Source organism: Streptococcus pseudopneumoniae (genome assembly GCF_001076775.1).
GTDB lineage: Bacteria > Bacillota > Bacilli > Lactobacillales > Streptococcaceae > Streptococcus > Streptococcus pseudopneumoniae_G.
In genome coordinates this window covers 1-16,331 of record NZ_JVGV01000010.1, presented here as the reverse complement: position 1 = coordinate 16,331, position 16,331 = coordinate 1, and the positions used below count along the sequence as shown (strand labels likewise).

The 16,331-nt window shown below is 35.6% G+C and carries 11 protein-coding genes and 3 pseudogenes; all 14 read left to right on the top strand.

From position 1 onward, the window contains the following. Positions 1 to 82: 82 nt before the first annotated feature. Positions 83 to 406, top strand: a complete 324-nt coding sequence (locus ADJ60_RS02115; protein ID WP_000825751.1) for a potassium channel family protein — start codon at positions 83 to 85, stop codon at positions 404 to 406. Continuing rightward, on the top strand, positions 403 to 1,452 hold the full coding sequence (locus ADJ60_RS02110) for a DUF389 domain-containing protein (RefSeq protein ID WP_000126416.1): 1,050 nt from the start codon (positions 403 to 405) through the stop codon (positions 1,450 to 1,452). Before ADJ60_RS02115 ends, ADJ60_RS02110 begins: the two co-directional genes overlap by 4 nt. A gap of 487 nt (positions 1,453 to 1,939) precedes the next feature. Continuing rightward, positions 1,940 to 2,530: pseudogene (locus ADJ60_RS02105) on the top strand (IS256 family transposase); the annotation flags it as partial. Positions 2,531 to 2,710: 180 nt separating this feature from the next. Continuing rightward, positions 2,711 to 2,989 (top strand): DUF6110 family protein, encoded by a 279-nt coding sequence (locus tag ADJ60_RS02100; RefSeq protein WP_002893755.1) that lies wholly within the window; start codon positions 2,711 to 2,713, stop codon positions 2,987 to 2,989. Between the two features lies 1 nt (position 2,990). Further along, positions 2,991 to 5,054 carry a heavy metal translocating P-type ATPase gene (locus ADJ60_RS02095; protein ID WP_002893754.1) on the top strand — a complete coding sequence of 688 codons (2,064 nt, stop codon included), beginning with the start codon at positions 2,991 to 2,993 and terminating at the stop codon, positions 5,052 to 5,054. Positions 5,055 to 5,353: 299 nt separating this feature from the next. Then, on the top strand, positions 5,354 to 5,968 hold the full coding sequence (locus ADJ60_RS02090) for a CadD family cadmium resistance transporter (protein WP_049516165.1): 615 nt from the start codon (positions 5,354 to 5,356) through the stop codon (positions 5,966 to 5,968). Positions 5,969 to 5,979: 11 nt separating this feature from the next. Beyond that, entirely contained in the window at positions 5,980 to 6,318 is a 339-nt protein-coding gene (gene cadX / locus ADJ60_RS02085) for a Cd(II)/Zn(II)-sensing metalloregulatory transcriptional regulator CadX (protein WP_000711094.1), read from the top strand. Positions 6,319 to 6,586: 268 nt separating this feature from the next. After that, positions 6,587 to 6,979, top strand: a complete 393-nt coding sequence (merR, locus tag ADJ60_RS02080) for an Hg(II)-responsive transcriptional regulator (protein ID WP_000640389.1) — start codon at positions 6,587 to 6,589, stop codon at positions 6,977 to 6,979. Between the two features lie 28 nt (positions 6,980 to 7,007). Beyond that, positions 7,008 to 8,666 carry a mercury(II) reductase gene (merA, locus tag ADJ60_RS02075; protein ID WP_049543113.1) on the top strand — a complete coding sequence of 553 codons (1,659 nt, stop codon included), beginning with the start codon at positions 7,008 to 7,010 and terminating at the stop codon, positions 8,664 to 8,666. 159 nt (positions 8,667 to 8,825) lie between these two features. Further along, a pseudogene (locus ADJ60_RS02070) lies at positions 8,826 to 10,148 on the top strand (ISL3 family transposase). Positions 10,149 to 10,952: 804 nt separating this feature from the next. After that, positions 10,953 to 11,102: a hypothetical protein gene (locus tag ADJ60_RS11440; protein WP_236564374.1), complete on the top strand. Its 150-nt coding sequence runs from the start codon at positions 10,953 to 10,955 to the stop codon at positions 11,100 to 11,102. Beyond that, positions 11,083 to 11,277 (top strand): hypothetical protein, encoded by a 195-nt coding sequence (locus ADJ60_RS02060; protein WP_049543111.1) that lies wholly within the window; start codon positions 11,083 to 11,085, stop codon positions 11,275 to 11,277. The genes ADJ60_RS11440 and ADJ60_RS02060 overlap by 20 nt, the downstream gene beginning before the upstream one ends. A gap of 237 nt (positions 11,278 to 11,514) precedes the next feature. Next, positions 11,515 to 12,280 (top strand): annotated as a pseudogene (locus tag ADJ60_RS10960) (transposase). Between the two features lie 454 nt (positions 12,281 to 12,734). Next, positions 12,735 to 16,331: Rib/alpha-like domain-containing protein (locus ADJ60_RS02055; RefSeq protein WP_275043737.1), on the top strand; the 3,597-nt coding region annotated here is incomplete at its 3' end.

Here is a 16,331-nt window from a genome sequence, read left to right as displayed (position 1 = left end):
TGATGGAGATCATGTCCTATCTTCACTTTGATTATTGGAAAAAAACGGCTCGGTCAGGAGCTAGTATGAATAAGGAGAACAAATGAAACGTTTAAAAATGTTATGGCATATTATGCAGGTTACGGGTTTTACTCGGTTTGCTCTGAGTTTTGTGACCTTTGTTTTTGGGTCAGGAGGCGTGCTTTTCCTAGTTGAACCTGCTATCACAAATTACGGAGACGGTCTTTGGTATGCTTTTGTGACTTCGACGACTGTCGGCTACGGGGATCTCCTAGCTGTGACCTTGATTGGAAGGATTACCAGTGTCTTCTTGACGATTTATGGGCTCATATTTTTTGGCTGTTTATCAGCTGTTATTTTTAATTATTATACCAATTTAAATAAGGAAAGAGGAGAGGACAAATGACTGCCAATTATTCAACACGGGAATACCGTGAGAAATTATACGATGACCTTCATGTTCGATTGAGAGATACAGCGATTTTGATGTGTGCAATTTTTATTGCCTCTATCGGACTAAATATGAATTCAACAGCTGTCATTATAGGAGCCATGTTGATTTCACCTCTCATGACACCGATTGTTGGACTGGGATTCGGTTTAGCTATTTTTGATACGCGTTTAATCAAGCAATCTCTAGAGGTTTTATTGACTCAAGTGTTGGTCAGTTTGCTTGTCTCGACTCTGTATTTCTGGATTTCTCCCTTGTCTTATGCAAGTAGCGAGTTGATTGCACGAACCTCTCCAACCATTTGGGATGTCCTCATTGCTATTGCTGGTGGGATTGCTGGTGTGATCGGTTCAAGGAAAAAAGAAGCAAACAATATCGTGCCAGGAGTAGCCATTGCTACAGCTTTGATGCCGCCTATCTGTACTGCTGGCTATGGTTTAGCTAATGGGAATGTACGATTTTTATTGGGGGCTCTCTATCTTTTCTTGATCAACTGTGTCTTTATCATGCTAGCCAACATTGTTGGAACAAGAATTTTGATGAGAAAATCTCCTTTAACTTCATTTAAAGAGCTGAGCATTAAAATGAGAATTGGCTTGATTTCTTTGATTGTATTGTTGATTCTTCCAGCTAGCTATTCGGCAGTTACTCTGACAATAGAACAAGCGCGCAAAGAAGGGATCAAACAGTTTGTAGGAAAAGAGTTCGCCAATTATACGGTTATTAATCAAGTCTACAAGTCAAGTAACAATGAATTGGTCTTGACGGTTGTTGGAGATCCGATTTCAGAAGAAGAATTAGAAACACTCCACCAAAAACAAGCCTCTTACGGTATTCAATCTGTTCAATTGAAAGTGAATCAAGTTCAGAACTCGCCAACATTAGATAGTGAAGCGACCAAGGAATTTTATGAAAACATTGACAAGTATATTGATCAAAAACTCTCTGAAAAAGATTCACAAAACGATCTCGTAAAAGAAAATGAAGCAGACAAGGATTGAGGACAATGAACTGAATCGGTTTTTACGCCGTGTTTTTCTTGTATCTTCCTCTTTCTTACTTATAGCAGGTTGTTTTTGCTTGAATAAGAAATAAATTAGAAGTTCTATCATCTAAGAAAAATGATGAAAAAAATCATTTAACTAATGGTGTGAACGTTTAGTGTTTATCAGCTCCATTCTCTGTAATTTTGGGGGTAAAATCCACACCATTTAGATAAAATTAGTTGAATTTGATTGGAAAAACGCTTTTATAAAAGCGGAGAAAAGTCTTGATATTACGCTGTTTTTAGTCCAACTGAAATTCATACTTTCCAAACCAGGCTTGAAAAAGGCCCGTAAAGCATCACAATTTAGTAAACGTTAATTCGTTACTGGACAGCAGAATACAAACGAAAACACTTTGCATCTTGCAAGGTGTTTTTTTCTATGAGAACTGGCGGTGCGCAATTAGGATAGCTCTAGCGACTTTAGTCGCATAGAGATATGCTATGCACAGTTGCCTCAAGAAAACAATGCTTCTTGGTCCACCCTGTTAGACAAGCTTCAAAACCAAGGAATCCAACAGATTTCTCTTGTAGTTACAGATGGCTTTAAGGGGCTTGAGCAGATTATCAGTCAGGCTCACCCATTAGCTAAACAACAATGTTGCTTAATTCATATTAGTCGAAATCTAGCTAGTAAAGTGAAACGAGCAGATAGAGCGGTTATTCTGGGGCAATTTATAATGATTTATCGTGCTGAAAATTTAGAAATGGCAGGACAAGCTTTAGAGGACTTTCTCGCCGAATGGAAACCAAAGTATAGGAAAGTCATGGAAAGTCTGGAGAAGACGGATAATCTTTTAACTTTTTATCAGTTTCCCTACCAGATTTGGCACAGCATGTATTCGACAAACCTCATTGAGTCTCTTAACAAAGAAATCAAACATCAAACGAAAAAGAAGGTTCTTTTTCCTAATGAGGAGGCTCTGGAACGTTACTTAGTTACGTTGTTTGAAGATTATAATTTCAAGCAAAGTCAACGAATCCATAAAGGGTTTGGTCAATGTTCTGATACACTTGAAAGCTTATTTAATTAACACTCCGTAACTCTACTTAAGTGTTTACACATAATTATTGACAGTATCAAAAAATAAAGTATATTGTTTTCATCATAATATAATTAAATATCAGTATAGAGAATTTTATCTATATATCAGATATCAGCAATTGCTTTTGCTGTCATTTTTCGCTACAATAGTTACAAGGAGGAAATAAACATGTTAAAAGAAGTATTAAACGTCGCAAAAGTTGCGAAAAAATCATCTCTCTTCTTAGGAGGGGTAGCATTTGGGACGCTTGGCTTGAAAGTCTTAGCAAGTAAAGAAGCTAAGAAAGGCTATTCTAAGGCCTTGGCTAAAGCTTACAAATTGAAAGATGGACTGGATGCATCTGTTTCTGTTGTAAAACAACACGGTGATGATGTTTTACAAGACGCTAAATATTTATACGAACAGGAAAAGAAAGAAGAACAATTAGATAGCCTGACAGGTGAATAATATGTCTTTTAAAGTGCTACACAGAGGATATCAACATATCCGATTATCGTCCTCGTTTTCACTGACCTTGGATATTCAAGATTATCTTCGTTCCTTGGCTAAAGATGAAAAAGGGATCGACTCTATTCAGTTTTATATGGATCAGCAGCACTTTACTCTACGTATGAAAGAAGGCTTCTCTGTATTAGAAAATGCAGAGGCCTTTTTAAAAAAAATTGACAAGGGGAAAGTTTCGGACTTGATGACTCTTCCCATTCGTAGAGAAGAGAGTGCTTATTCAATTGTATCGGGTGCAGCGATTAAGCGTTTGCTGTTTCGAAGTTTTGTACCCTACCCTATTCGTTATATTTGGACTTGTTATCAGGCTTTGGGTTATGTCAAAGAAGCCTATCAAACTTTAGCGCGCAAGGAACTAACCATGGAGGTCTTGGACTGTTCGGCCATTTTGTTGTCCTTGTTTATGAACCAATCCAAGACAGCTAGCAACATCATGTTTATGCTTGATTTGGGTAATCATCTGGATCAGTGGTCTTTAAAAAAAACAGCAACAGATTTGGAACAAAGCCTTCTTGCTAAAGAAAGTGATGTTTTCTTAGTGCGGGGAGACATGGTCATCAGCATCAAGAGTTCTGATGTTCAAGTAGGTGATGTATTAGTTGTCTCCCAAGGTAATGAAATCTTGTTTGACGGCCAAGTGGTTTCAGGATTAGGCATGGTCAATGAGAGTTCCTTGACTGGAGAGAGCTTCCCTGTTGAAAAGAAAGAGGGAGATTCTGTATGTGCGAATACTGTTTTGGAAACAGGAGAGTTAAGAATTCGTGTGACTGATAATCAGATAAACAGTCGTATTTTGCAACTCATCAATCTGATGAAAAAATCTGAAGAGAGTAAGAAGACAAAACAACGTCATTTTATTAGGATGGCAGACAAGGTTGTAAAATATAACTTCTTAGGTGCTGGTTTGACTTATCTGTTAACAGGTTCGTTTTCAAAAGCCATTTCCTTTTTATTGGTGGATTTTTCATGTGCTCTAAAAATATCCACACCTGTAGCCTACCTTACGGCCATAAAGGAAGGTCTAAATCGAGAAATGGTTATTAAAGATGGTGATGTATTAGAAAAATATCTGGAAGTGGATACTTTCTTGTTTGATAAAACGGGTACCATCACGACGAGTTATCCTTTGGTTGAAAAGGTTCTTCCTTTCGGAGATTATACTGAGAAAGATATTTTAAGAATAAGTGCATGTTTGGAGGAACATATCTATCATCCTATTGCCAATGCAATTGTTAAACAAGCTGAAATTGAAGGCATTGAACACGAAGAAATGCATGGCAAGCTTCAGTATGTTGCAAGCAAAGGGATTAAATCGCAAATTGATGGTCAATCGGTTGTCATTGGAAATTATGTACTAATGCAAGACGAACAGGTAAGAATTAGTTCTGAGCAGCTGGCCTTGATTGAGCAATATAAGACTCATTACAATTTATTGTTTTTGGCTTATAAGAAAGAATTAATTGGGATGTTTTGTATCCACACTCCCTTGAGAAGCGAGGCGAAAGTTGCATTGAAAAAGCTAAAGCGCCAAGGGAAAAAACTGATTCTGGCAACTGGTGATACGTTGGCTAGAACAGAAGAGTTGGTTAAAGATCTGCCATTTGACAACGTTTATACTGATTTAAAACCAGATGGTAAGTTTCAGTTGGTTCAGGAATTACAGAAAGCTGGCCGAACTATTTTGATGGTTGGAGACGGGTTAAACGACTCTGCTGCCTTGACGCTTGCAGATATTGGGGTTGTGATGAATGAAAGTGCTGATATTTCTAAGCAGATGAGTGATATTTTATTATTAGATAATCGTTTAGATTTCTTCGAGGAATTGAATTCTTTATCTGAATCGTTGCAGAAATTAATTCAAAGAAATATTCAAGAAACAGTTGTAATAAATGGAAGTTTAATTGGATTTGGGTTGTTAAATTGGTTAAGCCCATCTAATCTTTCGATATTGCACAATCTGACTACTTTAAGAATCGTCCTTCGTAGTCTTTCTATTAAAAGTAGGTAAGAGACCGAGAAGCTGAGGTTATAAAAACTAAAAGGAGTTGTCTCATTTGAGAATAACGGCTCTTTGTCAACTGTAGTGGGTTGGTGGAAAATTATACCCTGGAGAGGACCAAATTGGTTCTCTCCTTTTAAATATTGAAAAAACCATTGGCAGTGGACATACTTTAAGACTATATATTTCTGAAACTAGTTTCACAATACAAATATTGACATGCAATTATTAATTGGTGGATTTTAAGTTGACATCTACAAAGGTTAATGTTAGAATACATTCAAAAATATATTTGAATGAGGTGTTTTATGATTCAAAATATTGTTACTTCAATAATCCTGTATTCTGGGACAGCCGTAGACTTACTTATTATCCTAATGTTATTTTTTGCCAAAAGAAAAAGCAGAAAGGACATCATTAACATCTATTTAGGACAATTTCTAGGCTCTGTTAGTCTAATATTCCTAAGTTTGCTTTTTGCATTTGTCTTAAATTATATTCCTAGTAAAGAGATTTTAGGTTTACTCGGTTTGATTCCAATTTTCCTAGGTCTCAAAGTTTTGCTTTTAGGAGATTCTGATGGAGAAGCTATTGCCAAAGAAGGTTTGCGCAAAGATAATAAAAACCTGATATTTCTAGTCGCTATGATTACTTTTGCAAGTTGTGGTGCTGACAATATTGGTGTCTTTGTTCCATATTTTACTACCTTAAATTTAGCAAATTTGATAGTAGCTTTACTTACCTTTCTAGTCATGATTTATCTCTTGGTTTTTTCTGCCCAAAAATTGGCACAAGTCTCTTCTGTTGGAGAAATTTTGGAAAAATATAGCAGATGGTTTATTGCCGTTGTTTATTTAGGATTGGGGATATATATCCTGATTGAAAATAACAGTTTTGACATACTATGGACTATATTAGGCTAGGAGAAAATATTATGAAAAAAGATAGTATCTGCCAAGTGAATGTTATAAATCAGCAAAGTATTACAACCGCAACGAACTACCTTGAAAAGGAAAAAGTCCAAAAATCACTTCGCATTTTAACAAAATTTACCGATAATAAACAGATAAATATCATCTTCTATCTTCTTGCTGTTGAAGAACTCTGTGTCTGTGATATAGCCTGTTTACTAAATCTCAGTATGGCATCTACTTCCCACCATCTTCGTAAACTAGCCAATCAAAACATCTTGGGCACTAGAAGAGAGGGGAAAATTATATATTATTTTATAAAAGATGAGGAAATCAGGGATTTTTTTAATCAACTAGGATAACAACTATTTTTACTACTTTTCCATGATTCTAGGGAGCTACTCTATGAAATTTCGGGTCTTCGGAATATATAGTGGAATTACTTTCTTAATAGTTTAAAAACAACTGGTGTTTAAATCGGATTTTCTGGTGGGATGTTAGGATAATCAATAGTATTATATAAAAGTATCAATCACATACGAGTGATACTTTGGGAAAAAATAAAATAGTCCAATTTACTTGACCGTGTACTATGGTACATGGTTTATAATATTCAGGGGGTGAAATAAGATGATTTATCGCATTAGTGAGTTTGCAGATAAATGTGGAGTTAATAAAGAAACGATCAGATATTACGAGCGAAAAAATTTATTACAAGAACCTCACCGAACGGAAGCTGGTTATCGGATATATTCATATGATGACGTTAAGCGTGTTGGGCTTATTAAACGAATACAGGAACTTGGTTTCTCTTTAAGCGAGATTTATAAATTACTTGGTGTTGTAGATAAAGATGAAGTTCGTTGTCAAGATATGTTCGAATTTGTTTCTAAAAAACAAAAGGAAGTGCAAAAACAAATAGAGGATTTAAAACGAATTGAAACTATGTTAGACGACTTAAAACAACGATGTCCAGATGAAAAGCAATTACATTCGTGTCCAATAATAGAAACATTAACATGAGAGATTAATTAACGAAAGGAGCTTTTTTATGAATAAATTTAAGGTAAACATTTCAGGAATGACTTGTACGGGTTGTGAAAAACACGTAGAATCAGCACTTGAAAAGATAGGTGCTAAAAATATTGAGTCTAGTTATCGTCGCGGAGAAGCACTGTTTGAACTACCGTATGATGTAGACATTGATATCGCGAAAACAGCGATTACTGACGCACAATATCAACCGGGCGAAGCAGAAGAAATACAAGTGCAATCGGAAAAAAGGACAGATGTAAGTTTAAATGATGAAGGTAACTATGATTATGATTACATCATCATCGGTTCTGGTGGAGCTGCCTTTTCATCTGCCATTGAAGCCGTTACTTTGAACGCAAAAGTGGCTATGATTGAGCGTGGAACGGTGGGTGGAACTTGCGTTAATGTCGGATGCGTTCCTTCTAAGACCTTATTAAGAGCAGGGGAAATCAATCATCTAGCAAAAAATAATCCATTTGTGGGATTACACACTTCGGCTTCAAATGTTGATTTAGCGCCATTAGTAAAACAAAAGAATGATTTAGTAACCGAGATGCGAAATGAAAAATATGTGAATTTAATTGATGATTATGGTTTTGAATTAATAAAAGGTGAAGCAAAATTCGTAAATGAAAATACAGTTGAAGTAAATGGCAATCAAATCACAGCCAAAAGATTTTTAATAGCTACAGGTGCTTCTTCAACTGCACCTAATATTCCCGGATTAGATGAAGTAGATTATTTAACAAGCACTAGCTTATTGGAATTAAAGAAGGTTCCAAATCGTCTTACCGTAATTGGTTCAGGATATATCGGCATGGAATTAGGACAACTATTTCATAACCTCGGGTCAGAAGTCACTTTGATTCAAAGAAGCGAGCGTCTATTAAAAGAATACGATCCTGAAATTTCAGAAGCCATTACTAAGGCCTTAACAGAACAGGGAATTAATTTAGTAACAGGTGCAACCTATGAACGAGTTGAGCAAGATGGAGACATTAAAAAAGTTCATGTTGAGATAAATGGTAAAAAGCGAATTATTGAAGCAGAACAATTGCTAATTGCCACTGGAAGAAAACCAAATACAGAATCATTAAACTTACATGCAGCAGGCGTTGAAGTTGGTTCCCGTGGTGAAATTGTCATTGATGATTATCTTAAAACGACCAATTCCCGAATTTATTCAGCTGGAGATGTCACTCTCGGTCCCCAATTTGTTTATGTAGCTGCTTATGAAGGTGGACTTGCTGCTCGTAATGCAATCGGAGTACTAAATCAAAAGGTCAATTTAGAAGTGGTTCCAGGCGTTACGTTTACTTCTCCATCGATTGCAACGGTTGGTTTAACGGAGCAACAGGCAAAAGAAAAAGGATATGAAGTGAAAACATCGGTATTGCCGTTGGATGCTGTTCCAAGAGCGCTCGTTAATCGGGAAACAACAGGTGTTTTCAAATTAGTGGCAGACGCGAAAACATTGAAAGTGTTAGGGGCGCATGTAGTGGCAGAAAACGCAGGAGACGTAATTTATGCAGCAACATTAGCTGTGAAATTCGGTTTAACTGTTGGAGATCTGAGAGAAACGATGGCTCCATATCTAACAATGGCAGAAGGATTGAAGCTGGCTGTCCTAACTTTTGATAAAGATGTTTCGAAATTATCTTGCTGTGCAGGCTAAGGGAACTTTTTTACAACTCCCTATTCAAGTGAATCAGCTAATGCTTTAAGGGATTTTCTAAGTGCATTTGTGGTCACAAAAATAATTTAACACTGATGATTTCGACATCAAATCTATAATTGATACCTTAACACTGCAGAGTAATAAAGGATGAATAATATGTCAGACTTATTATCCCTACCAGACATTAAAACAATAGAACCGCCACAAGAAAATGAAACCGATATGATGTTTAAAGTTGAAGCAGTCGGACCACCTGAACGTTGTCCTGAATGTGGTTTTGACAAGTTGTACAAACACAGTTCAAGAAATCAACTAATTATGGATTTGCCCATTCGTTTAAAGCGAGTGGGCTTACAATTGAACCGTAGACGATACAAGTGTCGTGAATGCGGATCTACCTTCTGGGAACGCCTAATATCTGTAGATGAAAAGCGTAGTATGACCAAAAGGCTTTTAAAGTCCATTCAAGAGCAATCCATGTCTAAGACCTTTGTAGAAGTCGCAGAAAGCGTTGGTGTTGACGAGAAAACCATTAGGAACGTTTTTAAGGACTATGTGGCACTCAAAGAACGTGAATACCAGTTTGAAACTCCTAAGTGGCTTGGGATAGACGAGATACATATTATCCGTAGACCTCGGCTTGTATTGACTAATATTGAACGCAGGACTATTTATGACATCAAGCCTAACCGTAACAAGGAAACAGTCATCCAACGTCTTTCAGAAATCAGTGACAGGACTTACATTGAGTACGTCACAATGGATATGTGGAAGCCCTACAAAGACGCAGTGAACACTATCCTTCCACAAGCTAAAGTTGTCGTAGATAAGTTTCATGTAGTTAGAATGGCTAATCAAGCCTTAGATAACGTCAGAAAGTCTTTGAAAGCCCATATGAGCCAAAAAGAAAGACGTACCCTTATGCGTTAAAGGTTTATCCTTCTAAAGCGTAAACACGATCTAAATGAACGTGAATCATTCCTCTTAGATACTTGGTTAGGTAATCTTCCTGCTTTAAAAGAAGCCTATGAACTCAAAGAAGAGTTTTACTGGATATGGGATACTCCTGATCCAGATGAAGGTCATCTTCGTTATAGTCAATGGAGACACCGTTGTATGTCCAGCAACTCTAAAGACGCATATAAAGACCTCGTGAGAGCCGTAGACAACTGGCATGTTGAAATATTCAACTACTTTGATAAAAGGCTCACTAATGCTTATACGGAGTCAATTAACAGCATTATTAGGCAGGTAGAGCGAATGGGTAGAGGTTACTCGTTTGATGCCTTACGAGCCAAAATCCTTTTCAATGAGAAGCTCCATAAAAAGCGTAAGCCACGATTTAATTCAAGTGCTTTCAATAAAGCTATGTTATACGATACTTTCAATTGGTATGAAGTGAATGATCACGACATTACAGACAACTTAGGTGTCGATTTTTCCACACTTATTAAGAATTTGGAGAAGGGTGATTTATAAGCCCTTTTCCACCATAAAATCCGAATACCCGAAATTTTTTGATGAAAATTACTCACAAGAAATAATATATAGAACTGTTTAAATATCTTCAGGATAGAAAAAGAAATTGTCCAGGCACGAAGAAACTGTATATTTGTTGCTAAACTGTACATCATCTTTATGATACAGTATTTCGTATTTCTCAACTACATAAGCTCCGAAAACTAAAATGTGATAACCCTTTGATAACCTCTCGATTTTCAAAAGGATTATATATGTAAATATTGAGGATTTATCTCTTAAAATTACTTGATTTTAGTGATAATTTACCATAAATATCATAATGTAGAAAAAACCAGGTCTTAAGAAAGCTCGTAAAGCATCACAATTTAGTAAACGTTAATTCGAAAGAATTACTATACTTACAAAGAGCACCTTTCGGGGTGTTCTTTTTTGTACTTTCTTGATAAATTGGTGCAATTGACACAGTTGTGGTGACTTTAGTCGCTTACAAATGTGGCTGCAACCTGACGAGGTCAGTTGCCTCAAAACGTTAATCAATACGATTATATCAATATTTCAAAGAGTCTGGGACAAAAGTCTAACCTTAAATATAAAAAGCGAACAAAACGAGGTATCTGACACTCAGAATTTTGTCTTGTTCGCTTTTTTTGTCTAATCTATCGATTTTTAAAACTTATAATAAAGAATTCCTGAAATAAAAATCTTTTTGTCCCAAACTCTTTTTTGTCGATTTTTAAGCTCGAATAGCTTTGTGATAACCTTCTGATAACCTCTGAAAGTTTAGTTCCTTTAACAGAAGAGTTGGAACAAGTCGGAAAGAATATCAATTCTATAGCCCGTCTTGCAACTGTAGTTGGGAGAATAAGCTATGAGAATAAAATGGATATGTCTATTTTGATGCAAAAAATAGTTGATGTGATGGAGGAAAAAGATGTTTATTTTCAAAAGTAATATGGACAAGGATTTTGATCAGATATGCGAATACATACTGAAATTAAAGCGAGCAGAATTATTTCTTCATGGAATTAAACAACAAGATAAAACGAAGGCTCGTTTGTATCATGCGATGCTGGAATACTACGATGCTACTCATAAAAAAGAAAGACATATGAGGATTTTAAAATAAGGAAACGCGGTTAAATTGAACTGCACCCTAAAAGTTAGACAGAAAAAATCTAACTTTTGGGCTTATTTGAATTTTGGGGAATCCCCAAACCCCGAGTTGTTAATTTGAATGCCATAACAACAAGCCAATAATTGATTTTAATAAATTGTACTCGTGGTGCTATTTACTTTCAAAATACAATAAAAAGCTCAAAAGTACTAAACTGTAAGTGTCGAAACAAACAGGAGATTAGCCCCAATGAGCGACTTACAATATACAGGTAAATCTCATCACTTGCAATGGACTTTGAAACAATTATCAAAATTTGTCTTCAGCTATATAGTGAACAATGTCCCGAATCTTACAAACATCGTAACAATATCAGCTTGTCTAAGGTTTCAGATCAGTCTCTATTAGTTTTGCTTATTTTACAGACTGAACTAGGCATTAAATCACAACGTCATTTCTATCGGATATGCCAACTCTTTCCCTGTGGGTGTCTCCCTGAAAGAAGTCGATTTAATCGACGGTTAAGACAGCTGATTTGGTTAGTTTAAATCATTCGGCAAGCCATGAATACTCAACTTTCTCAAAATAGCATTGTCATCATCGATAGTTTTCCATTATCACTTTGTCAACCTATTCGTAATCATTGAGCATGTATTTTCCATGAACTAGGCGACATTGGATACAATTCCTCTAAGTACCGTTGGTTCTGAGGATTCAAAGTACATCTGTTGGTCACTCTATCAGGCTATATTCTGAATAACGTTGTGACACTTGTCTTAGCACATGACATTGATATTTTCATTGCGTATCTAGGATGTCCTAGTCAACGAGGTCTCAATGAACATTCTAATGGCTTATTAAGACGAAATAGACTACCGAAACAAATGGATTTTACTAATATTTCTCAAAATTATTTATCAGCTAAACTGATAAAAGAAATAGAATTCCTAAAAAGTCTTTGAATTATCAAATACCATACCAAGTTTTTCTGAGTTACATGAAAAATCTAACTTAATTTGACAATCTAGGTTCTGAATATTTCATAAAGTATTAAATAGATAAATAGTATAGAATTTTTCAAGAATTATGCTAAGCGGTATACGTAAAAAGGTGTTTCTTTAGAGGAGAGATTTGGGAGTGGGGACCTAGTTTACATTTTATAAATTTAATGTATTCATAGTGGGTTTGAGTAATGTTAAGTTATACTTAAAAATATATTTAATTAATACTTTGTGACTCTGCTTCGGTATCAATACTAGAACCTCTACAGAATTATAGTGGAATGAAATAAAATATGAATAAACTGATTGGGAAATTCAAATAAATTTCTAGCAATATTTTAGAAGTTGCAGTTTACCACTCTAGATTCAATCCATTAAAATAAAATATGGAAGAAAAGGGTAGAGTAATTTTGAATAATTTGATATAATGAACTGTATTAATTAATGCTTTATTAAGGGGTTTATGTTATGTTATTTAATCGTAAAGGAATAAATCAAAAGAATTGGAGAATGGTAAAAAAAGGGAAGCATTTTCTTTTTGGCTGTACTCTTTTTTTAGCAACTGGTGCAATAGGATTGCAACAAACACAAGTTGTCAGAGCAGATGAAGTGGCATCTTCAGTTGTTACATCAATGAACTCGGCAGAAGATGGAGATGATAGGGATAAAGGTAAAACATCTAAAGAGGAAATAATTAAGCAGGAAGATAATGAGATTAATTTGGGAGTCACTTCTCCATTATCAAAAAAATCTGATGAGCTCGATAAAAAAGAGGATGTAGCTAAAACAGAGGTTAATAAACAATCTTTAATCGAATTAATAGAAAAAATTAAGAATATAGACTTAAGCAAAAAAACTATAGATTCAGTAGAGAAATTGAATCTTTCTTTGTCGCGCGCACAACAACTGATGGAAAGTCCGACAGTAAGTCAAGAAGAGGTAGATAAAGAAGAGAAAGCTCTTAAAGAATCTTTTGAAAAATTAGAGGATAAACCTGAAAAAGAAAAAGCCTCAGAGTCTAGAGAAAAAACTGAGCCTCAAAAAGAAGAGAAATCAGATTTAAGCAAAGAAAAAATAACAAAAGTAACAGAAACTGTAAATGAAATTCACAGTTTAGCTAATCAAATAAATTATGAGTTCAGCGATGCTGAGAAAGAATTAGTTAAAACAGCTGAAAAACGTTCTGAGGATAGTAACAGGGAGGGCGAGGTAGAGTCGCTCCTTAAAGAAGTCACACGTCTTCGAAATAAAGTAGCCAATCGCATGACAAGAGCTCATTCTGGTAAACGTGATCCTAGAAATGGCCAACCTATTAATGGGAATGGTGAGAGTAGATTTAGGGCGGTATACTTTTTACCTACGCAAAATCAGCATGGAAGAGGAGAAGCTGGGTTAGTTAATGAAACTAGAACTGATTTGACGTATTATAATTCTGATGAGATATACTCATTTATGAGAGTGTTAGGTCAAAGAGGCCCAGGAGAACCTTTATATAAGTATGAATATGGAGAAAATAGAGGTAAGGAAGATAAATCACCATATTATTTAAAAACTGTAGGTGTTATTAGTGGTTTAGATAAGCTTAAAGGTATAACATTGAGAGTTGCTTATAAAAATCCTCGTACTGGAAAGGAAGACTTTCAGGATATCACATCTGGTGTATGGCCTGTTAATAATCCAGAAGTTAAAGCGGTTATAAGAGGTTGGCTTGGGCGTTATGATAAAACGGGAGAAGCTGTTGAACCGGGTGATTATAGAGTAACTATTGCGGCAGGAAGAAAGAACCCGGAAAATAGTATTACTTATACATTTCATGTAAAAGCTCAAAGTGAGCGTAATACGGTTAATGATTTGGCAACACCAACTTATGTAGATGATGTCCACCATTTAACGGAAAAAGAAAAAACAGCTTTAATTAAAAAGTTTGAGGCTGCACACCCAGGAGTAGTCAATAGAGCAGTTCACATTGACTATGATCATGCTGAAGTTTCAGCTGATGGTGCAACAATGACGATTCACTTTAAAGATGGATTTGCACCTAAAACAATCCAAACAAATGCACAGAATGATGCTATAGCAAAACATCAAAGTATTACGGCATTATACGGTGACCCACACGATTTTTACAAAAATCCTAGAAATCTTGTGAAGTCAAAAACAGAAAATGAACTTCCATCTACTGTTGATGTGCAATGGAAAACACCATTTAATTTACAACAACCGGGAACACGAAATGCTGTTGTTACAGTAACTTATCAAAATGGAGCCGTTAAAGATGTATCGACACCATATACAGTGCTAGATTTTGTAGGAAAACAAGACAAACGTATTAATCAACATCAAAGTGGTGAACTTGGTGATGCTAGAAGTTATATCACTTTATCAAATGGAACAGCACCTGCGACCGATCTGACGATTCGTTGGAAAGGTGGATCTACTGTAGATACTTCAAGACCAACGGTTCATCATAAACAAATTGAAATTCTTCGTGGAAATACGACGATGAAAACAGTCGATATTCCTGTTGAGATTGTTGATAATATTAGACCGACAGTAGAAATTCCGTATGATAATCCTGGTAATCAAGAAATTTATGTATATTCACATGAAAATAATAATATTACTTTAAAAGCAAAAGATAATAATGGAAAGGTTTCTAAAGTTTACTTAGCATTTGCAGCAGATAATAGACAGGGACTAGGACAAGAAGATAATAGCTATTTAGGTGGAGGAAGCCCAGATGGCTTATATCTAACAGCAACTAAGATTAAATCTGAAACTACAGGTTCAGATGCACAACCAGCAACAATTACGGTGAGTGGGAATATTAATAATCAACCATTTGCCGGTGAAAAATCAATCACGCGTTATTTATACACCGAAGATCCCGCTGGAAATACGAACTATGAACATGTAGGTCATGCGAATGATAATGGAGCACCAGGACGTATTCGTTTTGTATGGAAACCACAAACTTTCAAATATACAGCAACTCCAAATTCTCAAACACAAACAGTTAGCTATAAAGATGAACCAAGCGCAGAAGCAAGTATCAATAAAACAGGGTTACCATCAGGGACAACCTATGCTTGGAAAACAAAACCAGATACATCAAGCCCTGGTAATAAATCAGGGGTAGTAGAAGTCACTTATCCTGATACTTCAAAAGATACTGTGAATGTAACTGTAAGTGTTCGTAAGTTGAGTGATGAATATGCTCCTACAGGAAATAAAATCGTTAGAAATCAAAATGTTCCGGTTACAAATAATGACTTAAAAGCAGCAGTTGCTATTAGTAATAACGGTAATAGTAAGGTGAAATCCGTTACTGCTGGAACGATTAGTACAGCAAATGCAGGAACTCAAACGATTAAAGCGACTGTTACTTATTTAGATAATACGACAGATCCAGTTGACATACCTTTAGAAGTAAAAGACATAACAGCTCCAACGATCACAACACCAAGTGATAGACAAAATTGGGATTTAATTGCATTGGATAGAACATTACCTTCTATAAAAGTTGCAGCTACTGATAATACAGGAGGAACTGGTGTTAAATCAACAACGGTAACGGGCTTACCAGATTTCTTAGTATATGACAATGCGACTAAGACAATTAAATTTAAAAATGGAGTTCAAGAAGTAACAAAATTACCTGTTGGACAAGATAGTAAAACTTATACTGCAACTATTCAAGTAACAGATAATGCAGACAATCCTAGTCAAAGACAATTTACGATTACCGTCAAATCAATGACAACGAAATATACTGCAACTCCTAATGTGCAAAAACAAACGGTGAGTTATGATGTAAAACCAGATGCAGGAACAAGTGTTAATAAAAATGGATTACCAGCAGGAACAACCTATACATGGGCAACAACTCCAAGTACAACAACAGGACCTGGAGATAAAGCAGGTAGCGTAACTGTAACATATCCTGATGACTCAAAAGATACCGTGAATGTAACTGTAAATGTTCGTGCACAAAAAGATGAATACAAACCAGAACCAACAGTCCAAACAGTGGACAATGGAGCAGTACCAGAAGCAAGAAACAGC

Excerpts from the sequence above, each read along its gene's own strand:
- ADJ60_RS02100 (WP_002893755.1), top strand. The coding sequence starts at position 2,711 with ATGTTAAAAGAAGTATTAAACGTCGCAAAAGTTGCGAAAAAATCATCT.
- ADJ60_RS02110 (WP_000126416.1), top strand. The coding sequence starts at position 403 with ATGACTGCCAATTATTCAACACGGGAATACCGTGAGAAATTATACGAT.
- merR (WP_000640389.1), top strand. The coding sequence starts at position 6,587 with ATGATTTATCGCATTAGTGAGTTTGCAGATAAATGTGGAGTTAATAAA.
- ADJ60_RS02090 (WP_049516165.1), top strand. The coding sequence starts at position 5,354 with ATGATTCAAAATATTGTTACTTCAATAATCCTGTATTCTGGGACAGCC.
- ADJ60_RS02095 (WP_002893754.1), top strand. The coding sequence starts at position 2,991 with ATGTCTTTTAAAGTGCTACACAGAGGATATCAACATATCCGATTATCG.
- ADJ60_RS02115 (WP_000825751.1), top strand. The coding sequence starts at position 83 with ATGAAACGTTTAAAAATGTTATGGCATATTATGCAGGTTACGGGTTTT.
- cadX (WP_000711094.1), top strand. The coding sequence starts at position 5,980 with ATGAAAAAAGATAGTATCTGCCAAGTGAATGTTATAAATCAGCAAAGT.
- ADJ60_RS02060 (WP_049543111.1), top strand. The coding sequence starts at position 11,083 with ATGTTTATTTTCAAAAGTAATATGGACAAGGATTTTGATCAGATATGC.
- merA (WP_049543113.1), top strand. The coding sequence starts at position 7,008 with ATGAATAAATTTAAGGTAAACATTTCAGGAATGACTTGTACGGGTTGT.